The following is a 19,118-nucleotide window of genomic DNA, read 5'->3' as shown; positions in this document are numbered from 1 at the left end:
GCCCTCAGCTTCTGGAGCCCGGCACACCCGCCAGCAACTGCGGCAGCAGGTCTTCGGAAAGACCGCGCAGCACCACGGCCGCCGCGTCGTCCAGGTGCGGCAGCGGCTCCAGGTTCAGCGTGATGAGCCGCGCGCCGTTCGCGAGGGCGGTCTGCGGCAGCTCGGCCGCCGGATAAACGATGGTGGTGCTGCCCACGACCATGAACAGGTCGCACTCCTGAGCCGCCACTTGCGCGTCGAGCAGCACGCCGGCATTCAGCATCTCGCCGAACATCACCACGTCGGGCCGCGCGTGCGAGCCGCAGCGCAGGCAGCGGTGGAAAGGCCAGGGGCCGCTTCGGTTGCCGCAGCGGTCGCAGCGCCAGCGGCGCAGCGAGCCGTGCAGCTCCAGCACGTCCTGCCCGCCGGCCAGCGTGAGCAGGCCGTCGACGTTCTGCGTCACCAGCCGCGTGGCGGGGCGCAGCCGCTGCAGCAGCGCGAGCGCGGTGTGGCCCGGGTTGGGCTGGGCCGACTCGATCACCGATTGGCGCTGCCCCCAGAACTTCGTGAAGCCCGACGGGTCGCGCGCCAGGTCTTCGGCGTGGGAGAACTGCAGGGCGTTCTGGCTCTTCCAGAGGCCGTCGGCATCGCGGTAGGTGGGAATGCCGGAGGCGCGCGACAGGCCCGCGCCCGAGAAAACGACGATGCGGCGGGCGTTGGCCAGCAGTTCGGTGGCCGCGTGAACAGGGGAGGAAAAGGAAGAAGAAATATCCGGTGTGACTGGCGTCGTCATCTCTCTGTTCTGGGGGGAGCTGGCGCGGCGGCTGCGGCGCCCAGGCGCTGCGACACGGTATCGGCGCAGGCCTTGAGCGCACGGGAAATCTCGCCGTCCCACGCGGTGTCGAAAATGCCGGCCGGGCCGATGGCGGTGACGGCCAGCACGATGGCGCCAGTGTGGTCGAAGACGGGCGCGGCCATGGCGCTCACGCCCTCGATGACCTCGCCATCGGAACGGCTGAGGCCGTGGTCGCGCACTTCTTTCAGCTGGCGCTCGAAGTCGCCCCAGGAGGGCAGCGGCTGCACCGGCGGCATGCCGGCCGGGGGCGTGGGCTCGCCGCCCTTGCGCTGCTTCTGGCGCTGGCGTTCTTCCTCGAGCAGGCTGCGCACCGCGTCCTCGTCGAGATAAGCCGCGAACACCCGCCCCGAGGCCGTGTTGGTCAGCGAGAACACCGTGCCGTGCCGCATGTTCACGTGCACCGGCGAGGGCGACTCGGCCGTGCGCACGATGGTCGCGCCGCGCGCGCCCCACACGGCCAGCGCCACGGTGTGGCCGATCTGCTGCGCGAGCTGGCCGATCAGCGGCGTGGCGATGTGCACCGGGTCGGCCTGCTGCAGGCTGATGAGGCCCAGTTGCAAGGCGAGCGGGCCGAGCAGATAGTGGCCGCTGGCGCGGTCCTGCTCGATGAGGCCCAGCCGCCCGAAGCTGACCATGTACGGGTGCGCCTTGGCCGCCGTCATGTCGGCCTCGCGCGCCAGGTCCTTCAGCGCCATGGGGCGGCCGTGATGCACCAGCGCGCGCAGCAGCTGGCCGCCGACTTCGATGCTCTGGATGCCGCGCTGGGCGCGGTCGCTGTCACTGGCTGCCATGGCCGGCCTCGCCTTCTGGTCGTTCGTTCATGAAGAAGGGATTAGACATTAACTGATCGCCGGCTTACACTGCAGTCATTCGTTAACTGCAAATTCGTTCGACTTAGACGAATTTCAAATTCCACCCCACCGACGGAGACACCCCGATGAGCCAAGCCAAGAAATTCGCCAGCCAGGCCGACATGGAAGAGAAGAAGGTCACCTTCAGCCAGATCTCGGAACATGCCTGGGCCTACACCGCCGAGGGCGATCCCAACACCGGCATCGTGATCGGCGACGACTGCGTGCTGGTGGCCGACACCCAGGCCACCCCCGCCATGGCGGCCGACGTGGTGCGCCGCATCCGCGAGGTGACCGACAAGCCCATCAAGTACGTGGTGCTCACCCACTACCACGCAGTGCGCGTGCTGGGCGCGGCCGGCTACGGTGCCGAGCACATCCTGGCCAGCCAGGACACGCGCGACCTGATCGTCGAGCGCGGCGAGCAGGACAAGGCCAGCGAGATCGGCCGCTTCCCGCGCCTGTTCCAGAACGTCGAGACCGTGCCGCCGGGCCTGACCTGGCCCACCATGACCTTCACCGGCAAGATGACCCTGTGGCTGGGCAAGCTCGAGGTGCAGCTGATCCAGCTCGGGCGCGGCCACACCAAGGGCGACACCGTCGTCTGGCTGCCGCAGGAGCGCACGCTGCTGTCGGGCGACCTGGTCGAGTTCGGCGCCACGCCGTACGCGGGCGACGCCTACTTCAAGGACTGGCCGCAGACGCTGGACAACATCGCCGCCCTCAAGCCCGTGGCCCTGGTGCCCGGCCGCGGCGCCGCGCTGACCACCCCCGAGGCGGTGGCCGAGGGCCTCACCGGCACGCGCGACTTCATCTCCGACGTGTACGCCAGCGTGCAGGCAGGCGTGAAGGCCGGGCGCGACCTGAACGCGGTCTACAAGGAGACCTACGAGAAGCTCAAGCCCAAGTACAGCCAGTGGGTGATCTTCGACCACTGCATGCCCTTCGACGTGAGCCGCGCCTACGACGAGGCCTCGGGCCATGCCGACCCGCGCATCTGGACGGCCGAGCGCGATGTCGAGATGTGGAAGGCCCTCGAAGGCTGATCCCGCATTGCTCCCTCCCCTTCCGGGGGCGGGTTGGGGTGGGGGCTGACGGCCTTGAACGCCGCGCTGCATCGATGGCCGCTTACCCCCACCCCAACCCTCCCCCGGAAGGGGAAGGAGAAAGACCAAGACAAAGACACGGAGACAAGACGTGATCGACTACCAGAGCCTGCGCTTCGACTACAAACGCCACGCCGACCAGGACGCGGCCGCCCCGGCGCGCCACCCGGTGGTGGTGATCGGCGCCGGCCCGGTCGGGCTGACGCTGGCCATCGACCTCGCGCTGCGGCAGGTGCCCGTGGTGCTGCTCGACAACGACAACACCCTCTCGAGCGGCTCCCGCGCGATCTGCTTCGCCAAGCGCACGCTGGAAGTATTCGACCGCCTGGGCTGCGGCGACCGCATGGTCGACAAGGGCGTGTCGTGGAACGTGGGCAAGGTGTTCTTCCACGACGAGCAGGTCTACCGCTTCGACCTGCTGCCCGAACCCGGCCACGAGCGCCCGGCCTTCATCAACCTGCAGCAGTACTACGTCGAGGGCTACCTCGTCGAGCGCGCGGCGGCGCTGCCGCTGGTCGACCTGCGCTGGAACAACAAGGTCACCGGCATCGAGCAAAGCGACGACGGCGCGGTGCTGACGGTGGAAACGCCCGAGGGCAGCTACCGGCTGCAGGCCGACTACGTGGCCGCCTGCGACGGCTCGCGCTCCAGCACGCGCCAGATGCTGGGCCTGGAGGCCAAGGGCCGCGTGTTCCGCGACCGCTTCCTGATCGCCGACATCACGATGGACGCCGACCTGCCGACCGAGCGCCGCTTCTGGTTCGACCCCTCGTTCCACCCCGGCCAGAGCGTGCTGCTGCACAAGCAGGCCGACGGCATGTGGCGCGTGGACTTCCAGCTCGGCTGGGACGCCGACCCGGTGGAAGAGCGCAAGCCCGAGAGCATCACGCCGCGCGTGCGCGCGCTGCTCGACAGCATCGGCTTCGAGGGCGTGCAGTTCCGCATCGGCTGGGCCAGCGTCTACACCTTCGCCTGCCAGCGCATGGAGCGCTTCCGCCACGGCCGCGTGCTGTTCGCGGGCGACTCGGCCCACGGCGTGTCGCCCTTCGGCGCGCGCGGTGCCAACTCGGGCGTGCAGGACGCCGACAACCTCGCCTGGAAGCTCGCCGCCGTGGTGCAGGGCAACGCGCCCGATGCGCTGCTCGACAGCTACGCCAGCGAGCGCGAGTACGCCGCCGACGAGAACATCCGCAACTCCACCCGCGCCACCGACTTCATCACGCCCAAGAGCGAGGTGAGCCGCCTCTTCCGCGACGCGGTGCTGGAGCTGACGAAGCGCCACGCCTTCGCGCGCACGCTGGTCAACAGCGGCCGGCTGTCGGTGCCCTCGGTGCTGCGCGACTCGCCGCTGAACACGCCCGACGCCGACGCCTTTACGGGCGCGATGGTGCCCGGCGCCGCCGCGGCCGACGCGCCCGTGGTGCATGCCGACGGCAGCACCGGCTGGCTGCTGCGCGAATGCCATGTCGCGCAGTTCACCGCGCTGGTATTCGGCCAGGGCGAGGCGGCCGAGCGCAGCCTGGCCGCGCTGAGGGCCTGCGACCGGCCGCTGCACGTGGTGCGCATGGACGACGGCGCCCGCGGCAGCGAGCTCGCCGCGCAGCGCTACGACGCCCGCCCCGGCACCGTGTACCTGCTGCGCCCCGACCAGCACGTGTGCGCGCGCTGGCGCGCCCCGTCGGCGGCGCAGGTGCGCAACGCCGTCGATCGTGCGCTCGGCAAACACTGAGGGAACGAACCCATGACCGCATCCACCCCCAAGCTGATCACCGAAGCGCACCTCGAGGCGCCCGACGATTTCTATGAAGCGCTGATCGACGCGCACCAGGGCCTGAGCACCGACGAGAGCAACGCGTACAACGCGCGCCTCGTGCTGGTGCTGGCCAACCACATCGGCTCGCTCGCCGTGCTGCGCGAAGCGCTCGCGGCTGCGAAGTAGGCACTCGGATGCGGACAGCCGAACGCAGAGGACGCGAAGGTTTCGCGAAGGACGCAGAAAAGAATTTCAAAATTTCTTTCCTTGTCTCTTTCGCGCTCTTCGCGAAACTTTCGCGTCCCCCGCGTCCCGACCCCGCCTTCCACCCCCATTCAAGTCAATCCATGAGGACCACATGACCGCCGCAACCTCTTCCACCGAGCGCCGCTACCAGAGCGGCTTCGGCAACGAATACGCCTCCGAGGCCGTGCCCGGCGCGCTGCCGCAGGGCCGCAACAATCCGCAGCGCGGACCTCTCGACCTCTACACCGAGCTGCTCTCCGGCACCGCCTTCACCGCACCGCGCCACGAGAACCGCCGCACCTGGCTGTATCGCCGCCAGCCCTCGGTGGTGTCGGGCCGCTACCAGCCCTATGCGCAGCCGCTGTGGACCACCGGCGCCGACCGCGAGGTCGCGCTGCCGCCCGAGCCGCTGCGCTGGCATCCGCAGCCGCTGGACGAAGCGGCGGCCAAGGCCGACTTCATCGACGGCATGCGCACCATCGCGGCCAACGGCGATGCCGAGTCGCAGGTCGGCATCGGCTCGCTGATGTACCTCGCGGGCCGCTCGATGGAGCGCCGCGCCTTCGTCAACGCCGACGGCGAGATGCTGGTGGTGCCGCAGCAGGGCCGCCTCGTCATCACGACCGAGCTGGGCGTGCTCGACGTGAAGCCCGGCGAGATCGCGGTGCTGCCGCGCGGCATGGCCTTCAAGGTCGCCTTGCCCGACGGCCTCTCGCGCGGCTACGTCTGCGAGAACTACGGCGCGCACTTCCGCCTGCCGGAGCTGGGCCCGATCGGCTCGAACGGCCTGGCCAACGCGCGCGACTTCCAGGCACCGGTGGCGGCCTTCGAGACGGAAGAAGGCGGCTACGAGATCGTCAAGAAGTTCGGCGGCCGCTTCTGGCAGGCGCCGATGAAGCAGTCGCCCTTCAACGTGGTGGCCTGGCACGGCAACCTGTCGCCGGTGAAGTACGACACGGCGCACTTCATGGTGATCGGCTCGATCAGCTTCGACCATCCCGATCCGTCGATCTTCACCGTGCTGACCTCGCCCAGCGACACGCCCGGCACGGCCAACTGCGACTTCGTGATCTTCCCGCCGCGCTGGATGGTGATGGAGAACACCTTCCGTCCGCCGTGGTTCCACCGCAACCTGATGAGCGAGTTCATGGGCCTGGTGCTGGGCGAGTACGACGCCAAGCCCGGCGGCTTCAAGCCCGGCGGCGCGAGCCTGCACAACTGCATGGTGCCGCACGGCCCCGACGAGGAAGCCTTCGACAAGGCCACCCACGCCGACCTCAAGCCGCACAAGCTGGACAACACGCTGGCCTTCATGTTCGAGAGCCGCTATCGCTTCATTCCGACGAACTTCGCGCTGAAGAGTCCGGCGCTCGATACCGACTACGCCGACTGCTGGGCAGGCTTGAAAGACCAGTTCAAGGCATGAAGACCGTGTTCACTCTCACACGCCGCGCGATGGCCGTGGCTCTGCTCGCCGTGCCTTTCCTCGCCCAAGCGGCCGACTACCCCTCCAAGCCCATCCGCTTCATCGTGCCCTACACGCCGGGCGGCACCACCGACCTGGTGGCGCGCACAGTGGGCCAGAAGGTGTCGGAGAAGCTGGGCCAGCCGGTGCTGATCGACAACCGCGGCGGCGCTGGCGGCAACATCGGCATGGACGCGGTGGCCAAGGCCGCGCCCGACGGCTACACCATCGGCTTCGGCGCGATCTCCACCAATGCGTTGAACCCGCACATCTACAAGTCGATGGCCTTCGATCCGCGCAAGGACTTCACCGCCATCAGCCTGCTTGGCACCTCGACCATCGTGCTCGAAGTGCCGGCGGCCTCGGCCGTGAAGTCGGTGCCCGAGCTGATCGCCGCCGCGAAGAAGAACCCCGGCCTGCCCTACGCCACCGCGGGCGCCGGCACCTCGATGAACCTGGCGGGCGTGATGTTCGCGCAGATGACCGGCACCGAGCTCGTCCACGTCGCCTACAAGGGCAGCGGCCCGGCCATCACCGACATGCTGGGCAACAACATCGGCGTGATGTTCGACAACCTGCCGGCCTCGCTGCCGCACATCCAGGCCGGCAAGCTGCGCGCGCTGGCGGTGGCCGGCCCGGCGCGCTCGCCCTCGCTGCCCGATGTGCCGACCATGGCCGAGGCGGGCCTGAAGGGCTACGCGCTGGAGCCGTGGTTCGGCGTGTACGGACCGGCGAAGCTGCCGGCGCCGGTGGTGAAGGCGCTGAACGAGGCCTTCGTGGAAGCGCTCGCGATGCCCGATGTGAAGGCCAAGCTGGCGCAAGCCGGCTTCTCGCCGCGCGGCTCCACGCCGCAGGAGCTCACCACGCTGACCGAGACCGAATACCAGCGCCTGGGCGATGTGGCGAAGAAGGCCGGAATGACCGCAGACTGAACACAGACAGATCAAGTACAGAAAGACATCCATGACCGCACTGAACGCCACCCATGACCCGAAGCTGCGCAGCTGGGTCGCATCGGCCAACGAGGCCGGCACCGACTTCCCGATCCAGAACCTGCCCTTCGGCCGCTTCCGCACCGCCGGCAGCAGCGAGGCCTTCCGCATCGGCGTCGCCATCGGCGACCAGGTGCTGGACCTGCGCGCCACGGGCCTGGTCGACACCGACGACATGAACGGGCTGATGAACGCCGGCACGAAGGAACGCCAGGCGCTGCGCGCCGCCATCTCGGCCGGCCTGGCCGAAGGCAGCGACAAGCAGGCCGCCTGGTCGAAGGCGCTGCTGCCGCAGGCCCAGGCCGAGATGACCGTGCCCTGCCGCATCGGCGACTACACCGACTTCTACACGGGCATTCACCACGCCACCACCATCGGCAAGCTGTTCCGCCCCGACCAGCCGCTGATGCCCAACTACAAGTGGGTGCCCATCGGCTACCACGGCCGCGCCTCGTCCATCGGCGTGAGCGGCCAGGTCTTCAAGCGCCCGCAGGGCCAGACCAAGGCGCCCGACGCGGCCGAGCCGACATTCGGGCCGTCGAAGCGGCTGGACTACGAGCTGGAGCTGGGCTTCTTCATCGGCCGCGGCAACGCGCAGGGCGAACCCATCGCCATCGCCGACGCCGAGGAGCACCTGTTCGGCGTGACGCTGCTCAACGACTGGTCGGCGCGCGACCTGCAGGCCTGGGAATACCAGCCGCTGGGCCCCTTCCTGTCGAAGAACTTCGCCAGCACGCTGTCGCCCTGGCTCGTGACGATGGAAGCGCTGGCGCCCTTCCGATCGAAGTTCGAGCGCCCCGCCGGCGACCCGCAGCCGCTGCCGTACCTCGACTCGGCCTCCAACTGTGAGAGCGGCGCGCTCGACATCACGCTCGAAGTGCTGCTGCAGACCGCGAAGATGCGCGCCGAGGGCGTGGCGCCCGTGCGCCTGACGCGCGGCAACACCACCGAGGCGGCCTACTGGACGGCAGCGCAGCTCGTCGCGCACCACACGGTCAACGGCTGCAACCTGCAGCCGGGCGACATGCTGGGCTCGGGCACCCTCTCGGGCCCGAAGCCCGACGAAGCCGGCTCGCTGATCGAGCTGACGCAGGGCGGCAAGCAGCCGATCACGCTGCCCAACGGCGAGAAGCGGACGTTCCTGGAAGACGGCGACACGCTGGTGATCCGCGGGTATTGCGAGCGCGCCGGCGCGGTGCGGATCGGGCTGGGCGAGGTCAGCGGAACGGTGGTCTGAGAGTCTTCTTCCCTCTCCCCTCGGGGAGAGGGCCAGGGTGAGGGCAAGGTGCCTCCAATGAAGCGCCGCATCGAATCCGCCGCCGATGCCCTCACCCCAACCCTCTCCCCAAGGGGAGAGGGAGCAATGCCGGAATCAGGGCGCGGTGGCGGGCGTGGCCGAAGCGGCCGGCCAGGCCACTTCGCTCGCCACGCGCGGCTTGCCGATCGGCGCGGTCGCCTTGCCGATCTTGATGGCGGCCATGTCGGCTTCGCTCGGGTACTGGTCCGCGAGCCAGTAGTCGAAGACCCGGCGAGCGATGGGGGCGGCAGCGCCTGCGCCCCAACCGGCGTTCTCGACGATCACCGCCACGGCGATCTTCGGGTCGTTCACCGGCGCGTAGGCCATGAAGAGGGCGTGGTCGCGCTGGTGCTCCTCGAGCGCGCGCGCGTTGTACTTGGTGTTCTGGCCCATCGACACCGCCTGCGCCGTACCCGTCTTGCCGGCCGCCTGGTAGCTGGCGCCCGCGAACACGCCGCGCGCGGTGCCGCTGGTGACCACGCTGGTCAGGCCCTCGCGGATCACCGCGATGTTGGCGGCTGCGAAGCCAAGGTTCTCCGCCGCGGGCTGCGGCAGTGGCACCACGTTGCCGCTGACGGTGTCGCGCGTGGCCAGCGCGAGGTGAGGCTTGTGCTTGAGGCCGCCGTTGGCGATGGTGGCGGTGGCCTGCGCCAGCTGCAGCATGGTGAAGTTGTTGTAGCCCTGGCCGATGCCCAGCGAGATGGTCTCGCCCGCATACCACTTCTTCTGCTCGGGGCGCTTGTAGGTGTTGCGCTTCCACTCGGTGCTGGGCAGCACGCCGCGCACCTCGCCGCCGAGGTCGATGCCGGTGATCTGGCCGAAGCCCAGCGGCTTCATGAAGTCGTGGATCATGTCCACGCCCATCTCGTTGGCCAGCGAGTAGTAGTAGATATTGCTCGACAGCTGGATCGATCGGCGCATGTCGACGCCGCCGAGGTTGCCCTCGGGGCTGCCGAAGCGGTGGCCGCCGAAGTTGAAGTAGCCGGGGTCGTTCACCACCACGCTGGGGCCGCGCTTGCCGGTCTGCAGCGCCGCCAGCGCCATGAAGGGCTTGTAGGTGGAGCCCGGCGGGTAGGTGCCGCGCAGGGCGCGGTTCAAGAGCGGCTTGTCGATGGATTCGGTGAGCGCCGCCCAGCTCTCGTTGTCGATGCCCTCGACGAAGAGGTTGGGGTCGAAGGTGGGCTTGCTCACGAAGGCGAGGATCTCGCCGGTCTTCGGGTCGATAGCCACCAGCGCACCGCGGCGCTCGCCGTACATGTCCTCCACCAGCTTCTGCAGCTTGATGTCGAGCGACAGCATCACCGTGTTGCCCGGCGTGGCCGGGTGGCTGGCCAGCCGGCGCACAGCGCGGCCGCCGGCGGAGGTCTCCATCTGCTCCACGCCGGTCTGGCCGTGCAGCGTCTTCTCGTAGCTCTGCTCGATGCCCAGCTTGCCGATGTAGTCGGTGCCCTTGTAGTTGGCCTGGTCTTCCTCGTCCCAGTCCTCCATCGCGGTCTTCTCGCGCTGGTTGATGCGGCCGATGTAGCCGAGCACGTGCGAGGCCAACTCGCCCTGCGGATAGTTGCGGAAGAGGCGCGCCTTGATCTCCACGCCCGGGAAGCGGTAGCGCTGGGCGGCGAAGCGGGCGACTTCCTCGTCGCTCAGGCGGGTGCGGATGGGAATGGAGTCGAAGCTGCGCGAGTCTTCGCGCAGGCGCTTGAAGCGGCGGCGGTCGCGCGGCGAGACTTCCAGCACCTGCGTGAGGCTGTCGATGGTCTCCTCCACGTCGCCCACCTTCGAGGGCGTGATCTCCAGCGTGTAGGCCGAGTAGTTGGAGGCCAGCACGATGCCGTTGCGGTCGAGGATGAGCCCCCGGTTCGGCACCACCGGCACCACCGCCGTGCGGTTGCTCTCGGCCTGCTCGGCCAGGTCTTCGTGGCGCGTGACCTGCAGGTAGACCAGCCGCGCGCACAGCAGCCCGAACGCGAAGAGCACCGCCAGGCCGATGACGATCACGCGGCGCTTGAAGCGCGCAAGATCGGCGGCGACGTTGCGGATTTCGGTCATGGCGATGGGAGCTTAGGCGCGCGCAGGTGCGAAGGCAAATGCGGGAGGGGCTGGGCTTAGAGGGGGCGGTTCTCGTCCGGTTCCGGCGTTCTGCGCTGGGGGGCCAGCAACAGCGCGGTCGCCAGCGGCCACAGCGCCGCCTCGATGGCCGGCGAAGCCAGCACCGTCCAGCCCGGGAACACGCCGCCGCCGATCATCCGCGTGACCACCTCGATCAGCTGCGAGAGCGCAAAGAGCGGCAGCACCTGCAGCGCCTGCGAGGCCACCGGATACCACAACAGCCGCCGGTGGATGGTGATCGCGAAGAAGCCCAGCGTGGTGTAGGAGAGCGCGTGCTGCCCCAGCATCGACGACTGGTGCACGTCCATGCACAGGCCGAACACGAAGGCCGCGCCGATACCCACGCGCGCGGGCTGGTGTACGCCCCAGAAAACGATGACGAGCGCCAGCAGGTCGGGCATCCAGACGGCGCGGCCGATCGGGATCATGTTGATGAGCAGCGCCACCACGAGGCTGCTCCACATGAAGACCGGGCTGACGGGCAGCAGGAGCTGCTGCTGGCCTGGACGCTTGATCATGGGCGCGCTCCCGGTTTCTTCTCGTTCTTGCCGGCGCCGGGCTTGCCCTCGGGGCGCTTGCGCTGGGTGGCTGCGGGTGCCGGGGGCGGCGGCGCCGCGGGCGTGCCGGTGGGTTCGAGCACCAGCACGTAGCGCGCGGCCGTGACGTGGGCCAGCGGCAGGCAGTAGATGCGGGCGAAGGCGGAGTCGGCACGCCGCTCGATGCGCTCGATCTTCGCCACCGGCAGGCCGGCGGGGTAGATGCCGTCGACGCCGCTGGTGGAAAGCAGGTCGCCCTCCTGCAGGTCGGCGTTGGCGGCCATGAAGCGCAGCTCCAGCCCGCCGCCGTGCGCCGAAGCGTCGCCGAAGGCCACGCTGCGCACGCCGGTGCGGGTGTTCTGCACGGGAATGGAAAGGTCGCGGTCGATCACCAGCGTGACCTCGCTCGTGAAGGGCAGCACCTGCGTGACCTGCCCGAGCACGCCGCGCGCGTCGATCACCGGCGAGCCAGGCTGCACGCCCTGGGCCATGCCCTGGTCGATGACGATCTTGCGGGTGTAGGGGTCTGCAGCGTCGTAGAGCACCTCGGCGGCGCGGCCCGGCGTGGTGGTGGTCTGGCGCAGTTCGAGCAGTTCGCGCAGGCGGGCGTTGTCCTGCGCCAGCGTGTCGGCCTGGGCCGCGCGCTCGGCCTGCGCCATCAGCGCCTTGCGGGCGTCTTCCTCGTTGCGCTGTGCGGTCTGCAGGTCTTCGAAATAGCGCCCGCCGCCGAGCACCGCCTGCACCGGCTTCAGCGCCACCCACTGCACCGGATAGAGCACGGCCCCGACGGCGGCCCGGATCGGCTGCACGATGTGGAAGCGCGCATCGGCCACCATGAGGAACAGGGAGAGCGCGCCGAAGAAGATCAGCTTGCTGAGTGCCGACTGGCCCTGGTTGAACAGGGGTGGCGCTGTGCGATCGAGCGTGCCCAGGGGCATGAATTCAGACTCGGCGGTGGTGCGGAATCAAATAACAAAAAGCCGGCCTGCGCAAGCAGAGGCCGGCCGATGATGGCTTTCGCCCCTTACTCGCTCGTGAAGATGCTGCCCAGGCGGTCCATGCGCTCGAGAGCGATGCCGCAGCCTCGCACCACGCAGGTCAGCGGATCTTCGGCCACCAGCACCGGCAGGCCGGTTTCCTCGGCCAGCAGGCGGTCGAGGTCGCGCAGCAGCGCGCCGCCGCCGGTCAGCATCATGCCGCGCTCGGCGATGTCGGCGCCCAGCTCGGGCGGCGTCTGCTCCAGCGCGTTCTTCACGGCCGAGACGATGTTGTTCAGCGGATCGGTCAGGGCTTCCAGCACTTCGTTGCTGCTGATGGTGAAGCTGCGCGGCACGCCTTCGGAAAGGTTGCGGCCCTTGACTTCCATTTCCTTGACTTCGGAGCCCGGGAAGGCCGAGCCGATGTTCTTCTTGATGACTTCGGCCGTCGGCTCGCCGATCAGCATGCCGTAGTTGCGGCGGATGTAGTTGATGATGGCTTCGTCGAAGCGGTCGCCGCCCACGCGGACCGAGCCCTTGTAGACCATGCCGCCCAGCGAGATCACGCCCACCTCGGTGGTGCCGCCGCCGATGTCCACCACCATCGAGCCCGAGGCTTCGCTGACGGGCAGGCCGGCGCCGATGGCCGCGGCCATGGGCTCTTCGATCAGGTAGACGGAGGTGGCGCCTGCCGCCTCGGCCGCGTCCTTGATGGCGCGGCGCTCGACCTGGGTGGAGCCGCAGGGCACGCAGATGATGATGCGCGGGCTCGGCGTGAGCAGCGTGCGCGGGTGCACCATCTTGATGAACTGCTTGATCATCTGCTCGGTGATCACGAAGTCGGCGATCACGCCGTCCTTCATCGGGCGGATCGCCTCGATGTTGCCGGGCACCTTGCCCAGCATCGCCTTGGCTTCGCGGCCGACGGCCTGGATCACCTTCTTGCCATGCGGACCGCCTTCGTGGCGGATGGCGACGACCGAGGGCTCATCGAGCACGATGCCCTTGTTGCGGGCGAATATCAGGGTGTTGGCGGTGCCGAGGTCGATCGCAAGGTCGGTGGAGAAGTACCGACGGAAAGCTCCAAACATGTGCGGAATCCTCTGAGCACGGCCTGCGCATCGGCAGGTCGTCGCTCTATTTTTTGGGTCGTTTGACGGGGTGAATTGATCGTTTTTGGCGCAAAAGCCGGCGCGTTCGCGGGGGTTGCGGCAAAGGCGGGATAATACCCGAATCCCCTCTGATTCCCGTATTAGCACCGGCTCCCGCGTGCGAATACCTCCGCTTTTTTGGGCCGTTCCGACCTATGTCTCTCTCCGCTTCCGATATTGCGCGCATCGCCTCGCTGGCGAGGCTGCAGCTGGCTCCCGATGAAAGCGAGCGCATGCTCAGCCAGATCAACGGCTTTTTCGACTTAGTCGAACGTATGCGTTCCGTCGACACCACCGGCGTCGAACCGCTGGCCCATCCGGTGGCCGCCCTCGAAGACATCACGCTGCGCCTGCGCGACGACGTGGTGAGCGAACCCAATAACCGCGAAGCCAACCAGAAGAGCGCCCCGGCCGTCGAAGCCGGCCTTTTCCTCGTGCCCAAGGTAATCGAATGATGAGCAGCAGCGGTGAATTGCACCAATTGAGCGTTGTCGAACTGGCGAAGGCGCTGGCCGAACGCAAGGTTTCGGCCGTCGAGGCCTCGCAGGCCTTCCTAGGCCGCATGAAGGCGCACCAGTCGCTGGGCACCTTCGTCGACGTGAACGAGGAAGTCACGCTGGCCCAGGCGCGCGCCGCCGACGCGCTCATCGCCAAGGGCGACGCCCCGGCGCTGGCCGGCGTGCCCATTGCGCACAAGGACATCTTCGTCACCACCGACTTCGCCACCACCGCCGGCTCGAAGATGCTCGCGGGCTACCGCTCGCCCTTCGACGCCACCGTGGTTCGCCGCCTGGCCGAGGCCGGCGCGGTCACGCTGGGCAAGCTGAGCTGCGACGAGTTCGCCATGGGCTCGGCCAACGAGAACGTCGCCGTGCCCGCCGTGGGCCACGACAAGGCCGTGCCGGTGCGCAACCCCTGGAACACCGAGCGCATTCCGGGCGGCTCCTCCGGCGCCAGCGCGGCTGCGGTGGCTGCACGGCTGGCCCCCGCGGCCACCGGCACCGACACCGGCGGCTCGATCCGCCAGCCCGCCTCCTTCTGCGGCATCACCGGCATCAAGCCCACCTACGGCCGCTCCTCGCGCTACGGCATGGTGGCCTTCGCATCGAGCCTCGACCAGGCCGGCCCGATGGCCCGCTCGGCCGAAGACTGCGCCCTGCTGCTGTCGGCCTTCTGCGGCCCCGACCTCGACCGCGACTCCACCTCGCTCGACAAGCCCGCCGAGAACTTCGGCCGCTCGCTGAACGACTCGCTCGAAGGCCTGCGCATCGGCGTGCCGAAGGAGTTCTTCGGCGAGGGTGTGGCGCCCGGCGTGCGCGCGGCCATCGACGCGGCGCTCGCGCAGTACGAGAAGCTCGGCGCGAAGCGCGTCGAGGTCACGCTGCCGCGCACCGAGCTGTCGATTCCCGTGTACTACATCCTTGCCGCGGCCGAGGCCTCGAGCAACCTGAGCCGCTTCGACGGCGTGAAGTTCGGCCACCGCGCCAAGGACTTCATCGACCCCGCGAGCAGGAAGAGCGCGCTCACGCAGATGTACGAACGCACCCGCGCCGAAGGCTTCGGCGACGAAGTGAAGCGCCGCATCATGATCGGCACCTACGTGCTCTCGCACGGCTACTACGACGCCTACTACCTGCAGGCGCAAAAAGTGCGCCGCATGATCGCCGACGACTTCCAGCAGGCCTTCAAGCAGTGCGACGTGATCGCCGGCCCCGCCGCGCCCACCACCGCCTGGAAGATCGGCGAGCACGGCGACGACCCCGTGGCCGACTACCTCGCCGACATCTTCACGCTGCCCGCATCGCTGGCCGGCCTGCCCGGCATGAGCGTGCCCGCGGGCTTCGACGGCGGCATGCCCGTGGGCCTGCAGCTGATCGGCAACTACTTCGGCGAAGCGAAGCTGCTGAACGCGGCCCACCGCTTCCAGCAGGCCACCGACTGGCACGCCCGCACGCCGGAGGGCTTCTGAAATGAACGAGACAGTGAACACCTTCGAAGCACAACAACAGGGCCGCCCGACCGGCCCGCTGGTGCGCGGCTATGAAGTCATCATCGGCTTCGAGACGCACGCGCAGCTCTCCACCGCGAGCAAGATCTTCAGCCGCGCCTCCACAGCCTTCGGCGCCGAGCCCAACACGCAGGCTTGCGCGGTCGACCTGGCGCTGCCCGGCACGCTGCCCGTGATGAACAAAGGCGCCGTCGAACGCGCCATCAAGCTCGGCCTGGCGCTGGGCTCGCACATCGCGCCGCGCAGCGTGTTCGCGCGCAAGAACTACTTCTATCCCGACCTGCCCAAGGGCTACCAGATCAGCCAGTTCGAGATTCCCGTGGTGCAGGGCGGCGCTGTGACGTTCTTCGTCGGCGAAGAGCAGAAGACGGTGCGCCTGGTGCGCGCCCACCTCGAGGAAGACGCCGGCAAGTCGCTTCACGAGGACTTCATCGGCCAGAGCGGCATCGACCTGAACCGCGCCGGCACGCCGCTGCTGGAGATCGTGACCGAGCCCGACATGCGCTCGACCGCCGAGGCCGTGGCCTATGCGAAGGAACTGCACAAGATCGTCACCTGGATCGGCATCTGCGACGGCAACATGCAGGAAGGCAGCTTCCGCTGCGACGCCAACGTGTCGGTGCGCCGCCCCGGCGAGAAGCTCGGCACGCGCCGCGAGATCAAGAACCTGAACAGCTTCAAGTTCATGCAGCAGGCGATCGACTACGAGATCCGCTGGCAGATCGACGAAATCGAGGACGGCCGCGCCATCGAGCAGGCCACGGTGCTCTTCGACCCCGACACCGGCGAGACGCGCGCCATGCGCGCCAAGGAAGACTCGGCCGACTACCGCTACTTCCCCGACCCCGACCTGCCCCCGCTGGTCATCGCCGCCGACTGGATCGAGCGCGTGAAGGCCGAGATGCCCGAGCTGCCGCGCGCAATGGCCGAGCGCTATGTGCGCGACCATGGCCTTTCGGAATACGACGCAGCGCAGCTCACGCAGAGCGCCGCGCTCGCCGGCTATTTCGACGAAGCCGTGAAGGCGGGCGCCACGCCCAAGCTCGCGAGCAACTGGATCACCGGCGAGATGGCACGCCGCCTGAACGCCGCCGAGATCGGCATCGAGGCCGCGCCGGTGAAGGCGCAGCAACTCGCGCAGCTGGTCAAGCGCATCGCCGACGGCACCTTGCCCAACAACGCTGCGCGCCAGGTGTTCGAGGCCCTGTGGACCGGCGAAGGCAGCGACGTCGACGCGATCATCGAGGCGAAAGACCTCAAGCCGATGAACGACGCCGGCGCCCTCGACAAGATCCTCGACGAGGTGATCGCGAAGAACGCGAAGAACGTCGAGGAATACCGCGGCGGCAAGGAAAAGGCCCTCAACGCCCTCGTGGGTCAGGTCATGAAGGCCAGCGGCGGCAAGGCCAACCCGGCGCAGGTCACCGAGTTGCTGAAGGCCAAGCTCAGCTAAGTCTTTTCGGGGAACACCGCGGAACCGGCTTTGCCGGGCCGCAGGTGTTGTCCCCCGCAGGGGGTTGGCGAAGCGACACGAAGTGCGCGCAGCCTGGCGGGTTACCTGGGATTTCCGCCGTTCTGCGGAGTCCACAGCGCCTTCAAGCGAATGCGCTCCTCGTCGAAGCGCGCATTCACCCGCTTCTTCTCGTCTTCCTGCTCCGCGATGAAGCGGTTCTGCACCGCCACGCTCTTCGTGTTCTCGTCGATCCTGCGGCGCAGCGCGGCCGGGGCCTTTGTGGGGTCCTGCTTGTAGAACTCCATCTCCTCGTCGATCTTCTTGCGGTCTTCACTGAGCTCGGAGATGCGTTTCTTCGCCGCCTCCGACACGGCATCGATCTGCGACAGCGCCTCGGCGCGTTCACGGTCGTGCGTGGCGCTGTTGGGGTAGCGCACCAGCAGCGCCCGCTCGCGGCGCCGCTCGTCGGTCTGGCGCGCCGCCACGATGGCGGCCTCGCGGGCGCGGTCTTCGCGCTCCTGCAGTTCGCGCGCGGTGTAGGTGGGTTCCAGCTTGCGGCGGGTCGAGCCGCTCGGATTGAGCTCCCGCTGCTCGCGGTCGCTGCACTCGGCGATGGGCCGGTCGGCCGTCAAGGTGCGGCCACGGGCGTCGGTGCAGGTGTAGATGCCGGGAGAGGCGCCTTCCACTTTCTGCGGTTGCGCCTGCAGCGCGCCGCAAAACGAGGAAGCCATTAGAAGAAATGATGCCGCCGCCAGCAGGCGGGCCGGTGAACCGTGAGCGTCGCGTGCGGGATGAGGATGGTGCATTCGGCGGCCCTGCGTCTTCAGCTGGCGCCGTAGCGCGCGCGGTAGGCCAGCACGCGCTCGCGGTGAGCACCCAGGTCGGCCGCGGCGTCGCCGGAGAGATAACTCAGCAGGTCGTCCAGCGTGGCGATGGCGATCACCGACAGGCCGAGCTGGCTGCGCACGTACTGCACGGCGCTGTGGTCCACGTCGACGCCGTTCTCGGTGGCCTTCTCCTGCCGGTCGAGCGCGATGGCCACGGCATGCGGCGTGGCGCCCGCAGCCTCGATGGCGGCGATGGATTCGCGCACCGCGGTGCCGGCGGACATCACGTCGTCGACGATCAGCACGCGTCCTTTGAGCGGCGCGCCCACGAGGTTGCCGCCTTCGCCATGCGCCTTGGCTTCCTTGCGGTTGTAGGCAAAGGGATAGTTGCGGCCCCGGCGGGCAAGCTCGGCCGCCACCGTGGCGCCCAGCGGAATGCCCTTGTAGGCGGGGCCGAAGATCATGTCGAACTCGAGGCCGCTCTCGATCAGGCGGTCTGCATAGAATCCGGCGAGCCGGGCGATCTTGCCGCCGTCGTCGAAGAGCCCCGAGTTGAAGAAGTAGGGGCTCATCCGACCGGCCTTGGTCTTGAACTCCCCGAAGCGCAGTACGCCGGCGTCCAGGGCGAACTGGACGAAATCCTGGGCGATCGCGCTGCTTTTGCTTTTCTCACCATCTACAGCCATCGGAAATTCCTTGTGTTCAAACTGACCAGTCTCAATCTCAATGGCCTGCGTTCGGCCGCAACCAAAGGCGTGGCCGACTGGGTGGCCGAACTTGCGCCGGATTGTATTTGCATGCAGGAGATCCGCGTCCAGGCCAGCGACATCGAGGGCCGGTTCGAGGAAATGGCCGGCCTCAAGGGCCATTTCCACTTCGCCGAGAAGAAGGGATACGCCGGCACCGCGGTCTACACCAAGCACGCTCCGAGCCAGGTCGTGGTGGGCTGGGGCGACGCCGAATTCGACGCCGAGGGCCGCTACCTCGAACTGCGCTTCGACACGCCCAAACGCAAGTTCTCCGTGATCAGCTGCTACTTCCCGAGCGGCAGCTCGGGCGAGGAGCGCCAGGAAGCCAAGTTCCGTTTCCTCAAGGGCTTCTTCCCGCACCTGGTGGCCCTGAAGAAGGAGCGCGAGTTCGTGCTGTGCGGCGACATCAACATCGCCCATAAGGAGATCGACCTGAAGAACTGGCGCGGCAACCAGAAGAACAGCGGCTTCCTGCCCGAGGAGCGCGCCTGGATGACGAAGCTGCTCGATGCCGGCGCCGAGGGCGCGGGCCTGGTGGACGTCTACCGCATGCTCAAGCCCGACACCACGGCCGAGGCCTACACATGGTGGAGCAACCGCGGGCAGGCCTATGCGAACAACGTGGGATGGCGGCTGGACTACCACTTGGCCACGCCGAAGATCGCGGCGCTGGCGCGCACCGAGCAAATCTACAAAACCGTGAAGTTTTCGGACCATGCGCCGATCACGGTGGACTACGACTTCAAGCTGTAGGTCATCATCCGGG

The 19,118-nt window shown here is 68.3% G+C and carries 18 protein-coding genes; 10 read left to right on the top strand and 8 right to left on the bottom strand.

Annotated elements, in window-relative coordinates:
- Window positions 1-4 precede the first annotated feature (4 nt).
- Window positions 5-772, bottom strand: coding sequence for an SIR2 family NAD-dependent protein deacylase (locus tag ABL838_RS01945; protein ID WP_418123879.1), 768 nt, complete (start codon window positions 770-772; stop codon window positions 5-7).
- Window positions 769-1,626 carry an IclR family transcriptional regulator gene (locus ABL838_RS01940; RefSeq protein WP_418123877.1) on the bottom strand — a complete coding sequence of 286 codons (858 nt, stop codon included), beginning with the start codon at window positions 1,624-1,626 and terminating at the stop codon, window positions 769-771. Before ABL838_RS01940 ends, ABL838_RS01945 begins: the two co-directional genes overlap by 4 nt.
- Before the next feature lie 146 nt (window positions 1,627-1,772).
- Here ABL838_RS01940 and ABL838_RS01935 point away from each other — a divergent pair, with 146 nt between their 5' ends.
- The 6 genes from ABL838_RS01935 to fahA all read left to right on the top strand — a co-directional run bounded on the left by ABL838_RS01935 (window position 1,773) and on the right by fahA (window position 8,485).
- Entirely contained in the window at window positions 1,773-2,732 is a 960-nt protein-coding gene (locus ABL838_RS01935) for an MBL fold metallo-hydrolase (RefSeq protein ID WP_184640311.1), read from the top strand.
- Window positions 2,733-2,883: 151 nt separating this feature from the next.
- Window positions 2,884-4,521, top strand: a complete 1,638-nt coding sequence (locus tag ABL838_RS01930; RefSeq protein ID WP_418123874.1) for an FAD-dependent oxidoreductase — start codon at window positions 2,884-2,886, stop codon at window positions 4,519-4,521.
- A 12-nt stretch (window positions 4,522-4,533) separates the two neighbouring features.
- A complete protein-coding gene (locus ABL838_RS01925) occupies window positions 4,534-4,731 on the top strand; it encodes a DUF2783 domain-containing protein (protein ID WP_126022388.1) in 198 nt (65 codons plus the stop codon).
- 172 nt (window positions 4,732-4,903) lie between these two features.
- Complete coding sequence (hmgA, locus tag ABL838_RS01920; RefSeq protein WP_184640315.1) at window positions 4,904-6,217, top strand: homogentisate 1,2-dioxygenase; 1,314 nt, start codon at window positions 4,904-4,906, stop codon at window positions 6,215-6,217.
- A complete protein-coding gene (locus ABL838_RS01915; protein ID WP_418123872.1) occupies window positions 6,214-7,188 on the top strand; it encodes a Bug family tripartite tricarboxylate transporter substrate binding protein in 975 nt (324 codons plus the stop codon). Before hmgA ends, ABL838_RS01915 begins: the two co-directional genes overlap by 4 nt.
- Before the next feature lie 31 nt (window positions 7,189-7,219).
- Complete coding sequence (gene fahA / locus ABL838_RS01910; RefSeq protein ID WP_418123870.1) at window positions 7,220-8,485, top strand: fumarylacetoacetase; 1,266 nt, start codon at window positions 7,220-7,222, stop codon at window positions 8,483-8,485.
- Window positions 8,486-8,620: 135 nt separating this feature from the next.
- On the opposite strand, the gene mrdA is transcribed toward fahA, so the two are convergent.
- The 4 genes from mrdA to ABL838_RS01890 form a co-directional block, all read right to left on the bottom strand.
- The gene (mrdA, locus tag ABL838_RS01905) at window positions 8,621-10,591 is read right to left on the bottom strand and encodes a penicillin-binding protein 2 (protein WP_126022392.1); all 1,971 of its coding nucleotides are present in this window, start codon (window positions 10,589-10,591) and stop codon (window positions 8,621-8,623) included.
- 56 nt (window positions 10,592-10,647) lie between these two features.
- Window positions 10,648-11,169: a rod shape-determining protein MreD gene (gene mreD, locus ABL838_RS01900; RefSeq protein WP_019655414.1), complete on the bottom strand. Its 522-nt coding sequence runs from the start codon at window positions 11,167-11,169 to the stop codon at window positions 10,648-10,650.
- Window positions 11,166-12,125, bottom strand: a complete 960-nt coding sequence (gene mreC / locus ABL838_RS01895; RefSeq protein WP_418123868.1) for a rod shape-determining protein MreC — start codon at window positions 12,123-12,125, stop codon at window positions 11,166-11,168. Before mreC ends, mreD begins: the two co-directional genes overlap by 4 nt.
- 86 nt (window positions 12,126-12,211) lie before the next feature.
- Window positions 12,212-13,255, bottom strand: a complete 1,044-nt coding sequence (locus ABL838_RS01890) for a rod shape-determining protein (RefSeq protein ID WP_007833435.1) — start codon at window positions 13,253-13,255, stop codon at window positions 12,212-12,214.
- A gap of 215 nt (window positions 13,256-13,470) precedes the next feature.
- Between ABL838_RS01890 and gatC the strand changes: the two genes are divergently transcribed.
- Genes gatC through gatB form a run of 3 tightly spaced genes read left to right on the top strand, consistent with a single transcriptional unit; the run spans window position 13,471 to window position 16,776 of the window.
- On the top strand, window positions 13,471-13,770 hold the full coding sequence (gatC, locus tag ABL838_RS01885) for an Asp-tRNA(Asn)/Glu-tRNA(Gln) amidotransferase subunit GatC (RefSeq protein WP_126022394.1): 300 nt from the start codon (window positions 13,471-13,473) through the stop codon (window positions 13,768-13,770).
- Complete coding sequence (gene gatA, locus ABL838_RS01880; RefSeq protein ID WP_418125824.1) at window positions 13,770-15,284, top strand: Asp-tRNA(Asn)/Glu-tRNA(Gln) amidotransferase subunit GatA; 1,515 nt, start codon at window positions 13,770-13,772, stop codon at window positions 15,282-15,284. The genes gatC and gatA overlap by 1 nt, the downstream gene beginning before the upstream one ends.
- A gap of 1 nt (window position 15,285) precedes the next feature.
- On the top strand, window positions 15,286-16,776 hold the full coding sequence (gene gatB / locus ABL838_RS01875; RefSeq protein ID WP_418123866.1) for an Asp-tRNA(Asn)/Glu-tRNA(Gln) amidotransferase subunit GatB: 1,491 nt from the start codon (window positions 15,286-15,288) through the stop codon (window positions 16,774-16,776).
- Window positions 16,777-16,877: 101 nt separating this feature from the next.
- Here gatB and ABL838_RS01870 read toward each other — a convergent pair whose 3' ends face one another.
- Complete coding sequence (locus ABL838_RS01870; protein ID WP_260319358.1) at window positions 16,878-17,507, bottom strand: DUF4124 domain-containing protein; 630 nt, start codon at window positions 17,505-17,507, stop codon at window positions 16,878-16,880.
- 92 nt (window positions 17,508-17,599) lie between these two features.
- Window positions 17,600-18,289 (bottom strand): orotate phosphoribosyltransferase, encoded by a 690-nt coding sequence (gene pyrE / locus ABL838_RS01865; RefSeq protein ID WP_418123864.1) that lies wholly within the window; start codon window positions 18,287-18,289, stop codon window positions 17,600-17,602.
- A gap of 12 nt (window positions 18,290-18,301) precedes the next feature.
- Here pyrE and ABL838_RS01860 point away from each other — a divergent pair, with 12 nt between their 5' ends.
- Window positions 18,302-19,105, top strand: coding sequence for an exodeoxyribonuclease III (locus tag ABL838_RS01860; RefSeq protein ID WP_126022399.1), 804 nt, complete (start codon window positions 18,302-18,304; stop codon window positions 19,103-19,105).
- Window positions 19,106-19,118 lie beyond the last annotated feature (13 nt).

Origin of the sequence: Variovorax sp. 160MFSha2.1, from assembly GCF_048305075.1 — a bacterium.
GTDB lineage: Bacteria > Pseudomonadota > Gammaproteobacteria > Burkholderiales > Burkholderiaceae_C > Variovorax > Variovorax guangxiensis.
This window is presented reverse-complemented; position numbering and strand designations above follow the sequence as displayed.